General features: G+C 60.1%; 13 protein-coding genes. All 13 read left to right on the plus strand.

The window, feature by feature from the left end; genetic code table 11:
- The first annotated feature begins 37 nt into the window (after nucleotides 1-37).
- Nucleotides 38-1,879, plus strand: a complete 1,842-nt coding sequence (locus tag RMO15_RS17345) for a DUF6785 family protein (protein ID WP_309714707.1) — start codon at nucleotides 38-40, stop codon at nucleotides 1,877-1,879.
- A gap of 15 nt (nucleotides 1,880-1,894) precedes the next feature.
- Nucleotides 1,895-2,791, plus strand: a complete 897-nt coding sequence (locus RMO15_RS17350) for an AraC family transcriptional regulator (protein ID WP_309714708.1) — start codon at nucleotides 1,895-1,897, stop codon at nucleotides 2,789-2,791.
- Nucleotides 2,792-2,865: 74 nt separating this feature from the next.
- Nucleotides 2,866-3,588, plus strand: a complete 723-nt coding sequence (locus tag RMO15_RS17355; protein ID WP_309714709.1) for a prepilin-type N-terminal cleavage/methylation domain-containing protein — start codon at nucleotides 2,866-2,868, stop codon at nucleotides 3,586-3,588.
- A gap of 15 nt (nucleotides 3,589-3,603) precedes the next feature.
- Entirely contained in the window at nucleotides 3,604-4,353 is a 750-nt protein-coding gene (locus RMO15_RS17360; protein WP_309714710.1) for a phytanoyl-CoA dioxygenase family protein, read from the plus strand.
- Nucleotides 4,350-5,531, plus strand: coding sequence for an MFS transporter (locus tag RMO15_RS17365; RefSeq protein ID WP_309714711.1), 1,182 nt, complete (start codon nucleotides 4,350-4,352; stop codon nucleotides 5,529-5,531). The genes RMO15_RS17360 and RMO15_RS17365 overlap by 4 nt, the downstream gene beginning before the upstream one ends.
- A 4-nt stretch (nucleotides 5,532-5,535) precedes the next feature.
- The gene (locus RMO15_RS17370) at nucleotides 5,536-6,390 is read left to right on the plus strand and encodes a glycoside hydrolase family 16 protein (RefSeq protein ID WP_309714712.1); all 855 of its coding nucleotides are present in this window, start codon (nucleotides 5,536-5,538) and stop codon (nucleotides 6,388-6,390) included.
- On the plus strand, nucleotides 6,387-7,754 hold the full coding sequence (locus tag RMO15_RS17375) for a sulfatase-like hydrolase/transferase (RefSeq protein WP_309714713.1): 1,368 nt from the start codon (nucleotides 6,387-6,389) through the stop codon (nucleotides 7,752-7,754). Before RMO15_RS17370 ends, RMO15_RS17375 begins: the two co-directional genes overlap by 4 nt.
- Entirely contained in the window at nucleotides 7,747-10,068 is a 2,322-nt protein-coding gene (locus tag RMO15_RS17380) for a hypothetical protein (RefSeq protein ID WP_309714715.1), read from the plus strand. The genes RMO15_RS17375 and RMO15_RS17380 overlap by 8 nt, the downstream gene beginning before the upstream one ends.
- Before the next feature lie 2 nt (nucleotides 10,069-10,070).
- On the plus strand, nucleotides 10,071-11,921 hold the full coding sequence (locus RMO15_RS17385; protein WP_309714717.1) for an FAD-dependent oxidoreductase: 1,851 nt from the start codon (nucleotides 10,071-10,073) through the stop codon (nucleotides 11,919-11,921).
- A gap of 18 nt (nucleotides 11,922-11,939) precedes the next feature.
- Nucleotides 11,940-12,173 (plus strand): hypothetical protein, encoded by a 234-nt coding sequence (locus RMO15_RS17390; RefSeq protein ID WP_309714719.1) that lies wholly within the window; start codon nucleotides 11,940-11,942, stop codon nucleotides 12,171-12,173.
- A gap of 68 nt (nucleotides 12,174-12,241) precedes the next feature.
- Nucleotides 12,242-13,231 carry a glycoside hydrolase family protein gene (locus tag RMO15_RS17395; RefSeq protein WP_309714722.1) on the plus strand — a complete coding sequence of 330 codons (990 nt, stop codon included), beginning with the start codon at nucleotides 12,242-12,244 and terminating at the stop codon, nucleotides 13,229-13,231.
- On the plus strand, nucleotides 13,231-16,002 hold the full coding sequence (locus RMO15_RS17400) for a hypothetical protein (RefSeq protein WP_309714724.1): 2,772 nt from the start codon (nucleotides 13,231-13,233) through the stop codon (nucleotides 16,000-16,002). The genes RMO15_RS17395 and RMO15_RS17400 overlap by 1 nt, the downstream gene beginning before the upstream one ends.
- Nucleotides 15,999-16,719: GDSL-type esterase/lipase family protein (locus RMO15_RS17405; protein ID WP_309714726.1), on the plus strand; the 721-nt coding region annotated here is incomplete at its 3' end. The genes RMO15_RS17400 and RMO15_RS17405, both read left to right, overlap by 4 nt.

Genomic DNA, 16,719 nt, shown 5'->3' on the forward strand with positions numbered 1-16,719 from the left:
CGCGGCGGATAAACTATATTTCGAAATGTCGGGCACAATGCAAGTTATGCGCAAGCGGGTCGTGGCACTGGGGCTCTTGATCGTGGTGGGACTCTGTCTCTTCACCCCCTACAACAACTTCAAGCTCCTCGCTTCCCCAGTGGGGGGCAATCAGTTTCCGGTACTGGCTCTGGCCCTGCTGCTACTCCTCTTGCCTTTTCGCTGGCTGACACGGGCTGAGAAGCTTATGCTCTGGAGCATGGCGCTCCTGGCCAGTGGGATTCCCGGCTCCGGGATGATGCGCACCTTTATCCCCAATATCCCCGCTGCCGCCTACTTCTCAACCAGCACCAACGACTGGGAGCGGAAGGTCTGGGGCCCGATGCCCGACTGGCTCAAGATGCCCGACACCGAAGCGGCAAGGGCGTTTTACAACGGCTACCCGCGTGGGCTGGAGCAGGTTCCCTGGGGCGCTTGGGTCTTGCCGCTGCTTGCCTGGGGAGCCTTTGCCCTGTGCTTCTTTGTCCTGACGTTTAGCGTGGCCGCACTCTTGCGCAAGCAGTGGATCGAGAGCGAGCGCTTTGCCTTTCCTCTCGTGCAGCTCCCTCTCTTGCTCACGGAGCCAAAAAGCAGGCTCTTGCGGAGCCCCGTACTCTGGATAGGGGCGGGCTTGGCACTGGCGCTGCACGGGCTCAATGGGTTTCATAAGCTCTACCCGTCACTGCCAGAGCTCACCACGACGATCAATGCGATGGACTTTCTCACTCAGCCACCGTGGAACCAGATCGGGCCGCTTCAGCTCTCGCTCTTTCCGCTGGCCGTGGGGATTGGGTTCTTGCTTTCGGGCGAGGTGGGGCTCTCGCTCTGGCTCTTTTTTGTCCTCTTTAAGTTGCAGTGTTTGGTGGCGGGCTACCAGAACTGGGACCAGCCCGCCTCGCTTAGCGGCTTTAGCTTCCGGCTGTTCTACTCGCTCCAGGCATTTGGCGGCGCACTGGCTCTGGTGGGTTGGATTCTCTGGGGCGCACGCAAGCACCTACGCACCACGCTGGAGACCGATAAAAAGCTCCGTTGGGCGTTCTGTGGCTCCGTACTTGGAATAGTAATCTGGGAGTGGGCGGCGGGGATTCCTCCCGCGCTGATCTTGGCATCGCTCTTGATGATTGTTTTAGCGCTGGTCACGGTCTCCTGGGCCACGTGCCAAGCAGGCGTGCTGTTTATGGCGATGCCCTTCACCACATTCGATGTGCTGGGGCCGCTCTTGGGCATGAGTACCGTTGCGCCGCCGACGCTCTACACGCTCTATCGCGCGGAGTACGGCTTTGTCTACAACACCCGCGAGCTGCTTCTACCCGGACTTTTAGGGGGAGCACGGGCCGCGTCCGAGACGGGGCTGGCTCCGAGTCGCTTTTTCAAGATCGCTGGTCTCACGCTGACCGTGGCGGTGCTGGTGGCAGGTTTTGCGCTGATCCGGCTGCCCTATCTCTCGGGAGGCACGGCGGCATTTGAGTCGTGGACTTTTCGAACCGGACCACAGATTCCACTCCAGCTTGCCGCCAGCGCGGCTTCGTCGCCGCTACGCCCCGCGCTCAGTAATCTCTGGCATGTCTTGGGGGGCTTTGTGACCGTGGCGGGCTTGCTGCTTTGCCGCGTGCGCTTTGGCGTGGGACTCCACCCGATTGGCTTTCTCACGGCGCCAGTCTACGGGCTCCACATGGCCTGGTTCTCGGTAATGCTCGGCTGGCTCGCGAAGACACTCCTCCTGCGCCTTGGAGGAATGGGAGCCTATCGGCTGGCACTTCCGTTCTTTCTAGGATTAGTTCTGGGCGATGCACTGAGCGCCGTTTTCTGGGTGATCATGGGAGTACTGACAGGTATTGCCTATCAGGTTCTACCTGCATAGGTGAGGTAAACAACGATGTTAGGACACGAGCTACTTAGCAATGTCACCATAAGCTTAGTCTGGGCAAATGGGCATGATTGGAAACCAGGAACACAGACTGCATCTAAAGTGCAAGAGTTTGGTGCTGTCTGGTTTGTGGAGAAGGGACAGCTTCAGGCCAGCTTAAATGGCAAGCGTTGGGTCTTAGAAGCGGGAGATGCACTGCTCTTGCCCCGAAATATGAACCGTGAACGCTTGCTCACCGATACCGGTGTTGTCTGGTGGTCTATTGGGCTAGAGGCACAGCTCTTTGGTCGCCTGGATATCCTTCCCCTGCTTCACCCTCCGGTTCAGTGGCAACCCGACCCCACGACACGTGAGCTTCTTTGTCAGTGGATGCAGCAGGCAGCGCAACAGTGGCCCGATAACGGACTTGGGTACTTACCGACCAGCTTGCCACGTGATGAGCAGGCAATGCTGATTGGCGATGGGCTTGCCCGTGCGATCTTTGGTCTTTGCTGGCGTGTCTTGAGTGTCCGTGAGCCTGCCGATAGCCCGCTCCGTATCACCGGCGCACCCGACTGGCTGGTTCCAGCCCTCTGGGCGATCCAGGATGATCCCACCCTCACACCAATCTTACTCTGCGAGAAATACGCCGTCAGCCCCGCACACCTGCGGCGTTGCTTTCATCGCTTTGTTGGGTTCTCTCCCCAGACCTATCTCATGGAGCGGCGTCTGGAGCGTGCCTGTCGCTTGCTTCGGAGCACCCACATGACCATTTCGGCGGTGGGAGAGGCGATCGGTTTTGAGAGTGTCTACACCTTTAGCCGCGTCTTCACCGAGCGCTTTCAGCTCCCACCATCGAAGTGGCGCACCTTGGGAGGGAGCGAACTGGATAACAAATCGTCTGCGGCGGATAAACCAGGGCTTTGACATTTCACGTAGAATAAGCAGTGTGTGAAGTCAGGATGCTTCAGACACTCACTAGTTTAGAAAGAACTTTTTTTATGCAACGTAGCCAACGAGCCTTCACGCTCATCGAACTCTTAGTCGTGATCGCAATTATCGCGATTCTTGCCGCCATTCTCTTTCCTGTTTTTGCCCAAGCCCGCGAGAAAGCGCGTCAGACGGCCTGCCTTTCCAATATGAAGCAGATTGGACTTGCATTAATGATGTATGTGCAAGACTACGACGAAACCAATCCTCCCGCCAATGATGGAGTCGCCGACTTCAACAATCCTCTTGTCATAGCCGCAAGACCAAGCGCAATGGGAGCGATTTCGCCCTATACGAAAAACCGGGGTATCTATTTTTGCCCGACTTCGATCAGCACAGGCACACAAGCCTGCAACGAAACTCTCTATCCGCAAAGTTGTACAAGCTACCTAGGGAACTCGGTCGTGCTCGAAAAAACGATCGCGGCAATTCCTAATCCCGCAGACATTGTTTACTTGCAGGAACTTAATACAAAGCGCTTTATTTCCTATAACCGCCCTGGTTTCAACGCTACGACAAAAAAATACTACTACTGGCACTTTCCACGAACACTGAATCCCTACACGCCGAACTACAACAACCAGCACAGCGAGGGGGGAAGTCTTCTCTACAACGATGGTCATGCAAAGTTCAAAAAAGGCATCGCGATGCGCTCTAGTGATTTTGGCCTGACTCCTAATCATAGCGTTTTTGATAACCCCGGGGCGACAACTCAGTACGACTCACTCTTTTAGGAAGCTTCTCTTGTGATGAACTATAAGCTAACCCAGGCCGAGCTGGCTCAGTTCCATGAGCTTGGCTATCTCGGCCCCTTCACGCTCTGCTCGCCCGAAGATATGGCCGCGATCCGCTCGCGCATCGAGACCGAGGTACTCACCTCAGATGGCCCCAACCCTAAGAGCCGCCTCCAGTGCCGCCATCTTGACCAGCGCTTTCTCTACAACCTCTGCGCCCACCCGGCGATCTTGGACCGTGCGGAGAGTCTCTTTGGGCCGGACTTGGTGCTCTGGGCTACCTATTTCTTTAACAAAGAGCCCGGCGGCAGCGAGATTCCCTGGCACCAGGACTTCAACTACTGGCCGCTGGAACCCGTGGTGAATCTTTCGGCGTGGCTGGCCATTGATCCGGTGACGATCGAGAACTCCTGTGTTAATCTTATTCCAGGCTCGCACAAGAAGATCATCAAGCACCTGCCCAGCCGCGAGGGCATGGCCTTTAGCGAGGAGGCCGACCCGGCGCAGGTGGATGCCAGCAAGGCGATCCCGATGGAGCTGAAGCCCGGCGAGTTCTTTCTCTTTAATGAGCGCACCCTGCACCAGTCCAATAAAAATATGTCACAGAAGCGGCGAATGGGGATGACCATGCGCATCACCGTGCCGTTTGTAAAAATGACCCATGATGTTGGGCCGCTTTTTCCGGGGCATGCCAACATCCAGCTTCGCGGAACGGATCACTTGGGCTTCAATCGGCTTGTAGCGCCTCCTGAGACCAACCCATGAGTCTGCGCTGGGTCTTGGTGGGGATGCTATTTCTGGCCTCCGTGCTGAACTACGTGGACCGACAGACCCTCGCCATTCTCGCCCCGACCATCCAGAAAGACCTAGGCATGACCGACCCGCAGTACGCGGCGGTCAATAACTTCTTTCTGGTGGCCTACACAATCTCGTATCTTGTCTCCGGGCGGCTCACCGATAAGCTGGGGCCACGTAAGGCGCTGGCGCTCTATATCTCGTTCTGGTCGGTGGCCAACATGCTCACCGGGCTGGCACGCTCGATGGCCTCGCTGAGTGCGTTTCGCTTCCTGCTGGGCCTGGGTGAGGCAGGGAACTGGACAACCGCACCCAAGCTGGTCTCGGAGTGGTTTGTGGCCAAAGAGCGTGGCCTCGCCATTGGTATCTACACCCTAGGGGCAACCATCGGAGCGACCATCGCGCCGCCGCTGATCCTCTGGCTCGCCTCGACGGGCCACTGGCAGAACGCGTTCTTTGCGACGGGTGCCGCGGGCCTGCTCTGGCTAATCCCTTGGCTTCTGGTATATCGGAACGCTCCCCCCCTAGCCCCCGCCGCCCCCCTACCCCCCGCTGAGCGGGGGCAGGGGGGGCAAGTGGCTTGGCAAGTCGTCCTTGCTTTGCTCCTGGCGCGTCTGCTCACCGATCCACTTTGGTATTTTATCCAGTCCTGGCTGGCCAAGTATCTAGTCGCGGAGCGCGGGCTGACGCAGCAGCAGGTTAGCATTACTTGGCTCGTCTTTCTCGCCGCCGACTTTGGGGCTCTGGGCGGCGGCTGGCTTTCGGGAGTGCTCATCAAACGTGGGATGCCGGTGGTCGCAGGACGGCTACGGGTGATGCTTTTCTGTGCCTGCCTGACCCCGCTCACGGCGCTGATCGCGCTCTCGCCAACCGTGAATGGGGCACTGGTCTTTGCGATGATCGTGACACTGGCGCACATGGCCTGGATGATCAACGGCACGACGCTTGTCACCGACTTGATTCCAAAAGACAAGCTGGCGACGGTCTTTGGTTTGGTGGCCGCCGGGAGTACGCTTGGGGGCCTCCTAATGAACTCTCTGGTCGGAAATACCGTCGGTGCTTTCGGCTACCGCCCGACTTTCTTTGCCCTCTCCGGGCTCCATCTCTGCGCTTTCGCACTGCTGAGCGTGGCTCTTAAGAAAAAATAAAAATATGTTTCTCTTACCTATCCTTTGTTTGTTACAGACAGCGCCCACTCTGGTGGACCCCAAGACTCCCACCCAGGCACGGCCCGTTTTATCGTCGCCTGACGACAAAGCCCGCTGGAACCTGATTTTCTCCGACGAGTTCAACGACACGGCGATTGATCCTGCCAAGTGGACGGTTGAGACCACGAGCCGCAAACGCCCGGACATTATGGTCAAAGCGGACGCGCAGCAGGTCGAGGAAAAGGACGGCAACGCCTACATCTACTACCGCAAGTCCAAGACGGAGGACAATACCTACTTCGCCGGGCGCTTCAACTCAAAGGGGCACTTCTCAACGACCTACGGCTATCTGGAGGCCCGGATGCATCTGGTTAAGCCCGACGGCTACCAGGTGGCGTTCTGGATGATGCCCGCTCAGGAAGGACTGACCGCTCCCAAGGGCGTGACCGATGGCACTGCCAACGATGGGGCAGAGATTGATATTATCGAGGGCAATAAAGCAGGGGAGCAATACTCCACCGGTCTCCACTGGGATGGCTACGCCAAGCCTGCGCATAAGGCCAACGGAGCCATGGTCAAGGCCCCCGGTCTGCACACACAGGAGTACCACACCATCGGCTTTGAGTGGTCTCCAACCGTGCTCAAGTTCTACTACGATGGCAAGCTCGTCCGTACGATAGACAAGCCCACGCTGATCCCGCAGGTGCCGCACCACATTATCTTCTCTGGGAGCTGTTTTGGGGTCAACGACTGGGTAACGGGTAACGTCCTCCTAAATACGTTTATCCAAGAGGGGGGCACGGCGAAAGCCTACATTGACTATGTCCGTGTCTTCAAGCGGGACGAGAGCACGCGATGAGAGTAACTCCACTGGTTTCGGGACTGATGCTCCTGACGCTTGCGCCCTCGGCATTCGCCCAGACCACAGCACAGCCCCGAAAGCCGAATGTGATCGTGATTGTCACTGATGACCAGGGCTACGGCGATGTGGGCTTCAATGGCTGCAAGGACATTCCGACTCCGAATCTGGATGCGCTTGCCCAAAGTGGGACGATCTGCACCAGTGGCTACGTGACGTTTCCTGTCTGCTCGCCCTCGCGCGTGGGGTTGCTCACCGGGCGACACGGTGCCCGCTTTGGCTACGATACCAACCCGGATAGTCCCCAGAGCCCCAACCCACATGCCGCTGGTCTGCCCCTGACGGAACGCACGCTGCCCGAGGTGCTTCAAAAATTGGGCTACCAGACCGGCGGCATTGGCAAGTGGCACCTGGGCGTGTTGCCGCACTTCCACCCCAATCAGCGTGGCTTCGGGGAGTTCTTTGGCTTCCTGGGCGGCGGTCACCAGTACCTGAACTGGACCGAGAATGCGAACAATCCGTACCAGTGGGCGCTCCTGCGCAACACGACACCCGTTCCCGGCGTGGAGAAGCGCTACCTCACCGAAGTACTCACCGACGAAGCCACGGCGTTTGTGGAGCGCCACCAGAGAGAGCCGTTTTTTCTCTATCTCGCCTATAATGCGCCCCATGAGCCGCTCCAAGCCCCCGAGAGCTACCTAGCCCGGTTTCCCAATCTCACCGGCAAGCGCAAGACCTACGCGGCGATGGTAAGCGCGGTGGACGACGGGGTGGGGAAGCTCACCGCCAAACTCAAAGAGCTGGGCCTGACCAATGACACCCTGATTGTCTATATCTCGGATAATGGGGGGCCGATCAACGCCAATTCGTCCCGGAACTTGCCCCTGCGCGGTGAGAAGAGCCAGGTGCTAGAAGGCGGGATTCGCGTCCCGTTTGTGCTCTCGTATCCGGGCACGATCCCCGCCGGCAAGCGCTACGACCAGCCTGTGAGCACGCTGGACATTCAGCCCACGGCCCTCGCCCTCGCCGGAAAAGAGACACAGCACATGGCCTCAATGGAGGGCGTGAACTTAATCCCCTTTTTGCGTGGAGAGAACAAAGAAGCGCCTCACGAGCGGCTCTACTGGCGGCATATCAACGGCTCCTGGGCGATCCGGGAGGGAGCCTACAAGCTTATGTCAGATGCCAAGGGCGTGCAGAGCCTGTTTGATCTGACCAAAGACATTGGCGAAAAAGACAATCTGCTAACTCAGAAACCCGAGCTCGCCAAGCGGCTACAGCGGGCATGGGAGAGCTGGAACTCGGCCAATGCAGGACGTATTCCCTGGGCTCCCAACACGGGAGGACTAAAGTCCGATGGCTAGGCAGAGTAATCTTGCGACAACGGCAATGCTGAAAGCCTCGTCGTCGCTGAATGCAGGCTATGGTGCGTCGAATGTGACGGACGGCAAGCTGACCAACGAGAGCCGCTGGGTAAGTGGCAGCATCGGGCCGCACTCGCTGACACTCTCCTGGGCCACGCCACAGACCATTGCCTGCCTCCAGCTCGGAACCGGCTGGCTCAATGAGGGTGTCTGGGGGAGCGAGTTTCGAGAGCTAAGCGTGCGCGACGGCTCCGGGCGCGAGCTGGCGAAAGTGACGGGCAACGACAAGACCGTGGTGGAACTGCGTCTGAAACAGCCCGTCACCACGGACACGCTCCAGCTCGTCTTTGCCGATCCGGGCACCGTGCGCCTCGTTGAAGTGCGTGTCTTTGAGCCGTCTACAACCTACCCCACACTGCTACTTCCGGGGGCGATCCCCCGCCCACGGCCCGTCCCGCTCTTTATAAATCAGACCGGCTATGACCCCGACGACCCCAAGCGCTTCACCGCGCCAACTCTCCCCGACGGCACCCCGTTTGCAGTCAAGCAGGGCGAAAAGGTGCTATTTAAGGGAACCGTTCGTGGCAACATCGGCGACTTCACTACCCTAAAACTCCCCTTTCCCAGCGAGGAACGAGCGCCCGGGAGAGGGGCAGGGGGAGAGGTTAAGGAGGTTCGCATAGAAGCCGCTGGGCTGGTCTCCGATCCGTTTGAGATCGCGCCTCTCGTCACGCTTCGGGCCTCGCTCGATCCCGCCTTGCGTTTCTTTGTAGACTCCCGTTCGCTGGTCGGCACGCACCCCTCAGCCTATGGCGGCTCGGCCTGGCGCGATGGTACCTACTACAGCTACGAAGTCCCCTCGCTGGTCCTGCTCTATCTCGCCAACCCCTCGTTCTTTGAGCAGGCAAAGCGCGAGGTGGAGTGGAAGCCGCTTTCGGCAAACTTCAAGCAAGTAAAAGCCAACGGTGATGGGGGAGCCCTCGAAGCCGCGCAGGCGTACTTTCGCGAGATCGAGCCGCCCAAGCCCGATGCGCCCGATATTGCCAAGCTCATCCACTGGGGCGTCGGCTGGCTCCTCGTCAAGCCCGAGAGCGCCGATCCGTCGGGCGATCCCAAGGGACGCCGCATCCATCTACAGACCATCGAGCAGCTTGCGTTCTTTGTCTACGCTTGGCCGCAGCTCTCCCGCTGGCTTCCGGTCAGCGTCTACGAGCGCACCAAAGCACTGGTGCTGAAAAACTGGAATTTTGGAATCCAGACCGAAGTCGGGGACTACAAAGGCCGCGAGTGTCCCGGGCACTCGATCCTACCCAATGTCTTACTCTACGAAGCAACCAAAGACAAGCGCTTCTTAGACACCGCCCTTGCGCAAGCAAAGTGGGTCTGCGAGAAGCTCGATCCCGCCGACCCGAAAGTGACAAAAGGCCAGCGCATGAGCGAGCACATGCTCCTCACGGGCCTGACAACACTCCTGACCTCTCCCCTAACCCCTCTCCCGGGCGCTCGTCCCTCGCTGGGAAAGGGGAAAATCCAGAATCTGGCCCCCTCCTTTCCCAACGAGCTTGCGAGTGCCCGGGAGAGGAGGGATGGGGAGGAGAGGTTACTGGCGCTGATTCGGCCTTGGCTAGAAAAGTGGAGCGCGGTCGTGATCGCTCGCTCCGAGAACGCCTACGACTTCCGCAAGTACGATGAGGCCAACTGGACCCTGCCGCGCTTCACACCGGGCTCGCACGGGGGCGCGGGGTGGAACGAGCCGGGCAATGTGGCGGGCTTTCCGGCGTGCGCACTCTCCGTGGCGCGGCTCTCGGGGGATACGAAGCGTGCCGAGCGGCTTCGCGTCATCGCGACCGCCCACTTTGATACGCTCTTTGGCCGCAATCCTCTCGGGGCGCATGCGGCGTTTCGCGGGCCGAAAGACTTCTACGGGGTCGAGCGTGGCTGGCCCAAGAAGTTCGCTGATGACACCTGCGCCCGGCTGGAGCTGGTGCGTGGTACGCTTTCGTCCACGGCGGCCACCGAGCACTATCCCAACAACCCTGACGGGGCGTTTCGCCACCCAGAAGGCTGGACGGCCTTTAACTCGGCCTTCAATGTCGGGCTGGCCTATGCCTGCCGCGAGGCCACACGGCTCACGCGCAAGGGCAAGACGATCACGCTCCAAGCGCCGATCTTCGCGCCTACCGCCACAATCATGGTGGGCAAGACAGTGCTACTCCTCAAAGCAATCAATCCAGAGCAGACGCTCTTTCAAGCAACCACAAATGCAACGGGAACCCTGCGCTATGGCCACGGGTTTCTGGCAACGGAACTGTAACTATGTATGAAGTAACCCATGAGTTTGATGTCTGTGTGATCGGGGGCGGGATGTCGGGGATCTGCGCCGCGATCGCCGCCGCACGCAATGGGGCACGCACCGCCCTTATCCACGACCGACCCGTCTTTGGCGGCAACGCGTCCAGTGAGGTTCGGATGTGGATCTGCGGCGCACACGGCAAGCACAACAAAGAGACCGGAATTCTTGAGGAAATTCAGCTGGAGAATCTCTATCTCAACCCGGCACGCAACTACTCCGTCTGGGACGCGGTGCTCTGGAGTAAGATTCGCTTCCAGCCGAACTTGACGCCGTTTCTGAACTGCTCCTGCGCCGAGGCAAGTATGGATGGGGACAAGATCGCCTCGGTGCGCGCCTGGCAGCTCACCAGCCAGACCTGGCACACGATCACCGCGAAGCAGTTTATTGACTGCTCGGGCGATAGCATCCTCGCCGAACTGACCCCCGCGGAGTACAGGGTCGGGCGGGAGGCACGGGCGGAGTTCGACGAGGATATTGAGCCGGTCGAGGCCGATCTGAAAACCATGGGCAACTCCTTGCTCATCCAGCTCCGCCGCGCCGACGAGCCCCAGCCCTTTACCGCCCCACGCTGGGCCTATAAGTTCAACGAGGCGGAGGACTTCAACTACCGCATGAACGGGGTGAGCGGCCATAACTTCTGGTGGGTGGAGCTGGGCGGTATCAACGACACGATCCGCGACGCCGAAGAGATCCGCGATGAGCTGGTTCGTGTGGGCTACGGGGTCTGGGACTACATCAAGAACAAGGCCGATGAGCGTGAGAAAGCCACGAACTGGGCGCTGGAGTGGCTGGGCTCGCTCCCTGGAAAGCGTGAGAGCCGCCGCTACGTGGGCGACTACATTCTCACACAGAACGACATTCGCGCCGAAGGGAAGTTCGACGACATCGTGGCCTACGGCGGCTGGAGCATGGACGATCACCACCCGGCGGGGCTGCTCTACCCCGGCCGCCCGACCATTTTTCATCCCGCACCGTCCCCCTATGGCATTCCGTTCCGCTCGCTTTACTCGAAAAATGTCCCCAACCTACTCTTCGCCGGGCGTAATATCTCGGTGACTCACGCCGCGCTCTCGTCAACGCGTGTCATGGCAACCTGTGCCGTGATCGGGCAGGCGGCGGGCACAGCGGCGGCGCTCTGCATCTCCCAAAACTCCGACCCGCGCGGCCTGGACATTGACCTGCTCCAAGAGACGCTGATGAACGACGACTGCTGGCTTCCGGGCAAGCTCAAGCTTCCCGGAGCGCTCGCATGCTCTGCCACGCTCTGTGGCGACCCCGGCAAGCGCCTCTTGGACGGCAGGGAGCGTGATCATGAGAACGAGGCCCATGCCTGGGAAGCGTCGCTGGGCGAGTCCGTCTCGTACCACTGGACGGCCCCGCAAGCCATCGCCGGGGTGCGCCTTGTCTTTGACAGCGACCTGAGTAACACAAAGCGCATGGCTCATGTCTACCCCCAGAGCGCGGACCGCTGCGTCGTCCCGGACTCGCTCATAAAATCGTTTTGCCTGGAGGCCGAGGACGAGAGCGGCACCTGGAGCACGGTCTACTCAGACGACAACAACTACCAGCGACTTGTCTTGATCCCTCTCGGCATTCAAGCCACCGCGCTCCGGCTAACCTGCACCGAGACCTGGGGCGATGACCTAGCGCGGGTCTTTGCCTTCGAGCCGCTCTCTGAGTTTGTGGCTAAAATCCCCGCCCTCCCCGACGGCCCCACGTTTGCCGAAGTCCGTGCTCTTGTCTCCCCCGAAGACCTCGCGGCTCCTGACAGTGGGTTAGAGGAGAGCGCCAAGCACGGCGCACACGGCGCGTAGCAAGGGTAAAATAGCGGAATGCAAAAGCCGCACTCTGTCTCCGGGGTCTATCCCCACCTGGCGATGTTCAACGATGAAGGCGAGTGCGGCACGGGCGCGGTCGTGGTCTGGGCCGGGCGGCTGTGGGTGGTGACGTACGCGCCGCACAAGCCGGCCGGCTCATCGGCCTTCCCTAGTGCTTTTGGTGCTTATTGGGTGCGTTGCATTGCAGAGCAAGCTGCCACGGCAACGGCCCAGCTACTCTATTCTTGAGCGATTTGAATAATAATGTGTCTCCGGCGGATAAACATCACTCGCCGAAGATTTAGTATAATCTTGCCATGCCTGAGCTACGCTTGCTTCCGGTGCCGAAGACGGCAGCCTTTCGCGACGAGAATTTCTACATCTGGTGTGGGAGCATGATCCGCACCGACGACGGTACGTGCCATCTGTTCTACTCACGCTGGCCGCGTAAATTGGGGCACTATGCTTGGGTAACCCATTCTGAGATCGCCCACGCTGTCGCTGACTCTCCCCTAGGGCCGTATCGGCATGTGGATGTGGCATTGCCGGTGCGCGGAAAAGAGTTCTGGGATGGGCTGTGCACGCACAACCCGACAGTTCATACGTTCGGCAACAAGTTCTATCTGTACTACATGGGCAACACCGGCGATGGCGTGGCGATGAAAACCCTCAACTGGACACACCGGAATAACCAGCGCATCGGAGTCGCGGTGGCAGACTCGCCGAACGGGCCGTGGAAGCGGCTGGACAAGCCGGTGGTGGATGTGACACCGGGTTCTCACGATGCGCTCATGACCAGCAACCCGGCGGTCTGCGCCACGCCCGAGGGGGAGACACTCATGATCTATAAAGCCGTCGGCACCCAGAAGCCAGCCCCGTTTGGGGGGCCTGTCGTGCATATCGCAGCCCTCGCCGAGACCCCGACGGGGCCGTTTGTCAAACACCCCACTCCCGTCTTCACCAAAGCGGGGGTTCTCTTCGCCGCCGAGGACCCGTATATCTGGTGCGACAGTAAGCGCTACTGGGCCATCGTGAAAGACAACGAGGGGCACTTCACGCACGCGGGGAAATCTCTGGCGCTCTTCACGTCGCCCAATGGCCTCGACTGGAAGCCCGCCGAGAGCCCCCTGATCTCCACTACCGAGATTACTTGGGCGGGTGGCAAGAAACAAAAACTCAACTCGCTGGAGCGCCCCCAGCTCTGGCGCTCCGCGGATGGGAAAGAGGCGGTGCTCTTCTGTGCCTGCGACGAAGACAATAAGCGCGATCACTCGTTTAACCTGGCGATCCCCGTGGAGATTCGCTAGTGCCTACCGTTCTGAAGAACGCTGCCTACAAACTTACCGTCCAGCCCGACGGCATACTCTTGGTTACGGCAAGTGCGGGCGGCACCCCGATGCACTTTGCGCCGCAGTTTCTGGTGCTCCTTCGTGACGACGACCCGAAGATCACCCTGCGCCGCGCTGAGCTGCCGCATGGCATCAACTACAGTGTTCCCACTTGGCTTCGAGCTTCTGGGACCTCGGATAGCTCACTGAAAACAGCGGCGACGGACACAAGTGTCACGGCGGGTGATGGGCTAGATCCGGCGACCCTTCAGGGCAGTGGGGCCAGCCGCACCGGCAATCTCTATCGCGCCGCTGCTTCCGTCGCGCTCACGGCAGTGCGTACTGAGGTAGTAGGGCAGACGGTTCACTGGTACTTTGCTGAGCACACGGATTTCACGCTCAAGGCCGAGGTCACGCTCTTGCCAGGACAGGAGAGCCCGCGCCTGCGCTTCGTCTTCACGCCCAAGCGAGCAGGGTTCTACTCCGTGGGCTATGTTGGAGCTGCCGCCACCGACCCGAAGGCGACTCAGGAGAGCTGGCAGCCGCTGATCTGGCAAGAGAGGCGCTTCCCCAGTGCCTCGTTTCTCACGCCCGCCTTTCACTGCCCGCTCCCGACCACGCTGGTGATGGCCAATAACCAGACCTATGGCCTGATCGCCGAGCCTGCCGAGCTTCCGTTTCAGCCGCTCCCGACCTTTGAGAACTCACGCTTCGGGGTTGCGCTCTGTGACAGTGACGGCAAGGCCCGCCCGATGCTCTTTGCCCCGATGCTTGGTGGCACGGGCTCGCAGCGCAAACCCGGTGAGGTGTTTTCGTTTGCGCTCCGGCTGATCGTGCAACCGCAGTCGCTTCTCGCCACCTACCAGAGCCTCGCGCGCGGGCTCTATGGCTTCCAGGACTACCGCCAGAGCGCGACTCACTCACTCAACCAGACTCTGGAGAACATGGTGACCTATGGGCTGAGCGAGTACAGCCGGTTCAACAAAGAGCTCAAGGGCTTCTCCTACGAGACCGACGCGCCCGGTACGGTCAAGAATGTCTCCGCGCTCCACCCGCTCTCCGCCGCTCTAGTGCTCGACGATCCGGTGATCTTTAAAGAACTCGCCTACCCGCTGATCGAGTACCTACTCTCACGGGAGAAGTTTCTTTTTTCCACCTCGCCCGAGGTGAAAATCCAGAACCCGTCGTGGCGCTTGCTTGGCCCCTGCGCTCCGCTCTCGGAGCTGACGGCGCTCTACGCGATCACCCAGCGCCGCTCGCCCTTGCTCCTGCGCTATGCCACCGCGCTCCTGACGCAAAAGCGCACGCTGAACCTGGATACGCCCCAGGCTGAGGACACCTGGCAGAACCTGCTCGCGCTCTACGAGGCAACGGGGGAGAGGCACTGGCTCGAAGCGGCGCAAACTAAGGCCGATGCCTATCTCAAAGCGCAGGTTCAGACGCGGCAGGCGGAGTTCTCTCCGGGCTCGTTCTTCTGGAATAGCTTTGTCCCCGATTTCTTCGCGCTACTGACGCTCTACGAAGCGACGGGCGAGAAGCGCCACCTGGACGCTGCCCACGAAGCGGCACTTCGCTTCACGCAGTTCATCTGGCTCTGCCCAACCATCCCTACGACGAATATCACGGTCAATAAAGGCGGAAAAGCGCCGGTCTACAGCTACCTTGCCAAGCGCACCAAAGGCCCGATGGCGGTGCCCGAAGAAGCGGTTCCGGCGTGGCGGCTCTCGGAGATTGGGCTGACGGCGGAGGCGTCGGGGACGAGCGTGGGGCACCGGGGGATCTTTCTGACCTGCTTTGCTCCCTGGCTTCTCCGAATTGCCGCCCTCACTGGCGATACGTTCCTGCACGATCTCGCCCGCGCCGCCGTGGTGGGACGCTACGCCAGCTTCCCTGGCTACCACATGAACACGGCCCGCACGACAGTCTACGAGAAGCGGGACTACCCGCTCCACCCGTTTGAGGAGCTGAGCTACAACTCGTTTCACTTCAACCATGCCTGGCCGCACATCGCGCTGGTGCTGGACTACTTAATCTCGGAGGTGGAGACGCGCACCAACGGCGCAATCCGCTTCCCTTCACGCTACGCCGAGGGCTATGCCTACCTCAAGAACCGTATCTACGGCGACCGGCCCGGAGTCTGGCAGGGAGAAAAAGATGTCTGGCTGTGGATGCCGCGTGGGCTTGTGACGGTAAGTTCGCCCCAGGTGAACTATATCGCCGCACGGAGCGGTGACGGCAAGGCGCTCTATCTGGCGCTCACCAACCAGTCCCCGGAGCCGGTGAGCGTCACACTGACACTCAATCAAGCGCTCCTTCCGGGGCTGAAAGAGAACCAGCGACGCGTGAAGATCGCACCGAGCGGGGTGGCCATCCTCAAGATTCTCGGTGTCAAGATCCAGCCCACGTTCCAGCAAGAGCTGCTCGGCACTGGGGGCGCGGCTTGGGCTAAAGATGAGGCCCGGACACCGTTTATTCAAGGAGAGGTAGTCGGGATGGTTCTGAATTTTGGCCCCGCACTTCTATCCGCCTTTGTCTATCTCCAGGGCACCAACCAAGAGATTCGGGAGGCGCAGCTTATCTATCAGATTGACAGCGCCCCTGAGCAAACCCTCACGGATAGCCGCTACCCGTTTGAGTTCACGGTGGCACTTCCCGCGGAAGCAACTACATTTCGCTACCGAGTCGAAGCTATGACCACGCGTGGCACACTTCAGAAAACGGAGATCCTCACGCTCCAGAGAGACTTATGATTTTCTACCACCCCGTCTATCTACAACAACCCGTGCCTGCCGCTCTGGTAGAGTTTTACCCACGCGGCGGCCTCCCCAATATCGCGGCCAAGGGAGCCGCGGGGCAGCCGCTTCGGGTTGCTTTTCTGGGAGGGAGTATTACGGCGGCGGAGGGCTGGCGGGTACACACGATAGAAAACCTGAAAAAACAGTTTCCGAGGTCAACCCTCACGGAGATCTTTGCTGCTGTCTCGGGCACGGGCTCGAACTTTGGGGCAGCGCGTCTGGAGCGGGATGTGCTCTCCAAGAAGCCCGATCTGCTCTTTGTCGAGTTTGCCGTCAACGACGGCGTGGGGTCGGCCAAGGTGGAGGATCAGATGGAAGGGATCGTGCGCCAGACTTGGGCCGCCAGCCCCACGACCGACATCTGCTTTATCTACACCGTCAGCGAGACCATGCTCCCCGAGCTGCGTGCGGGGCGCTACCAGAGCGCGGCGGTCTCGATGGAGCGCGTGGCGGCGCACTACGACATTCCGTCGCTAAACTTCGGGGTAGAAGTGACGCGACGTGTGGCGGCAGGGACTCTGGTCTTCACCTCGGCTCGCGACGACACGGGTTTCACAAAAGATAAGGTTCACCCCGGCGCGGCGGGGCACCGTCTCTACGCCGAGCGTCTCGCAGGAGCGTTGCCAGGCTTTCTTGCGGTGGGAAAAGCAGGGGGACACGTGCTTCTCCCCG

The organism is Armatimonas sp. (genome assembly GCF_031410135.1).
In the GTDB taxonomy this organism is placed as follows: domain Bacteria; phylum Armatimonadota; class Armatimonadia; order Armatimonadales; family Armatimonadaceae; genus Armatimonas.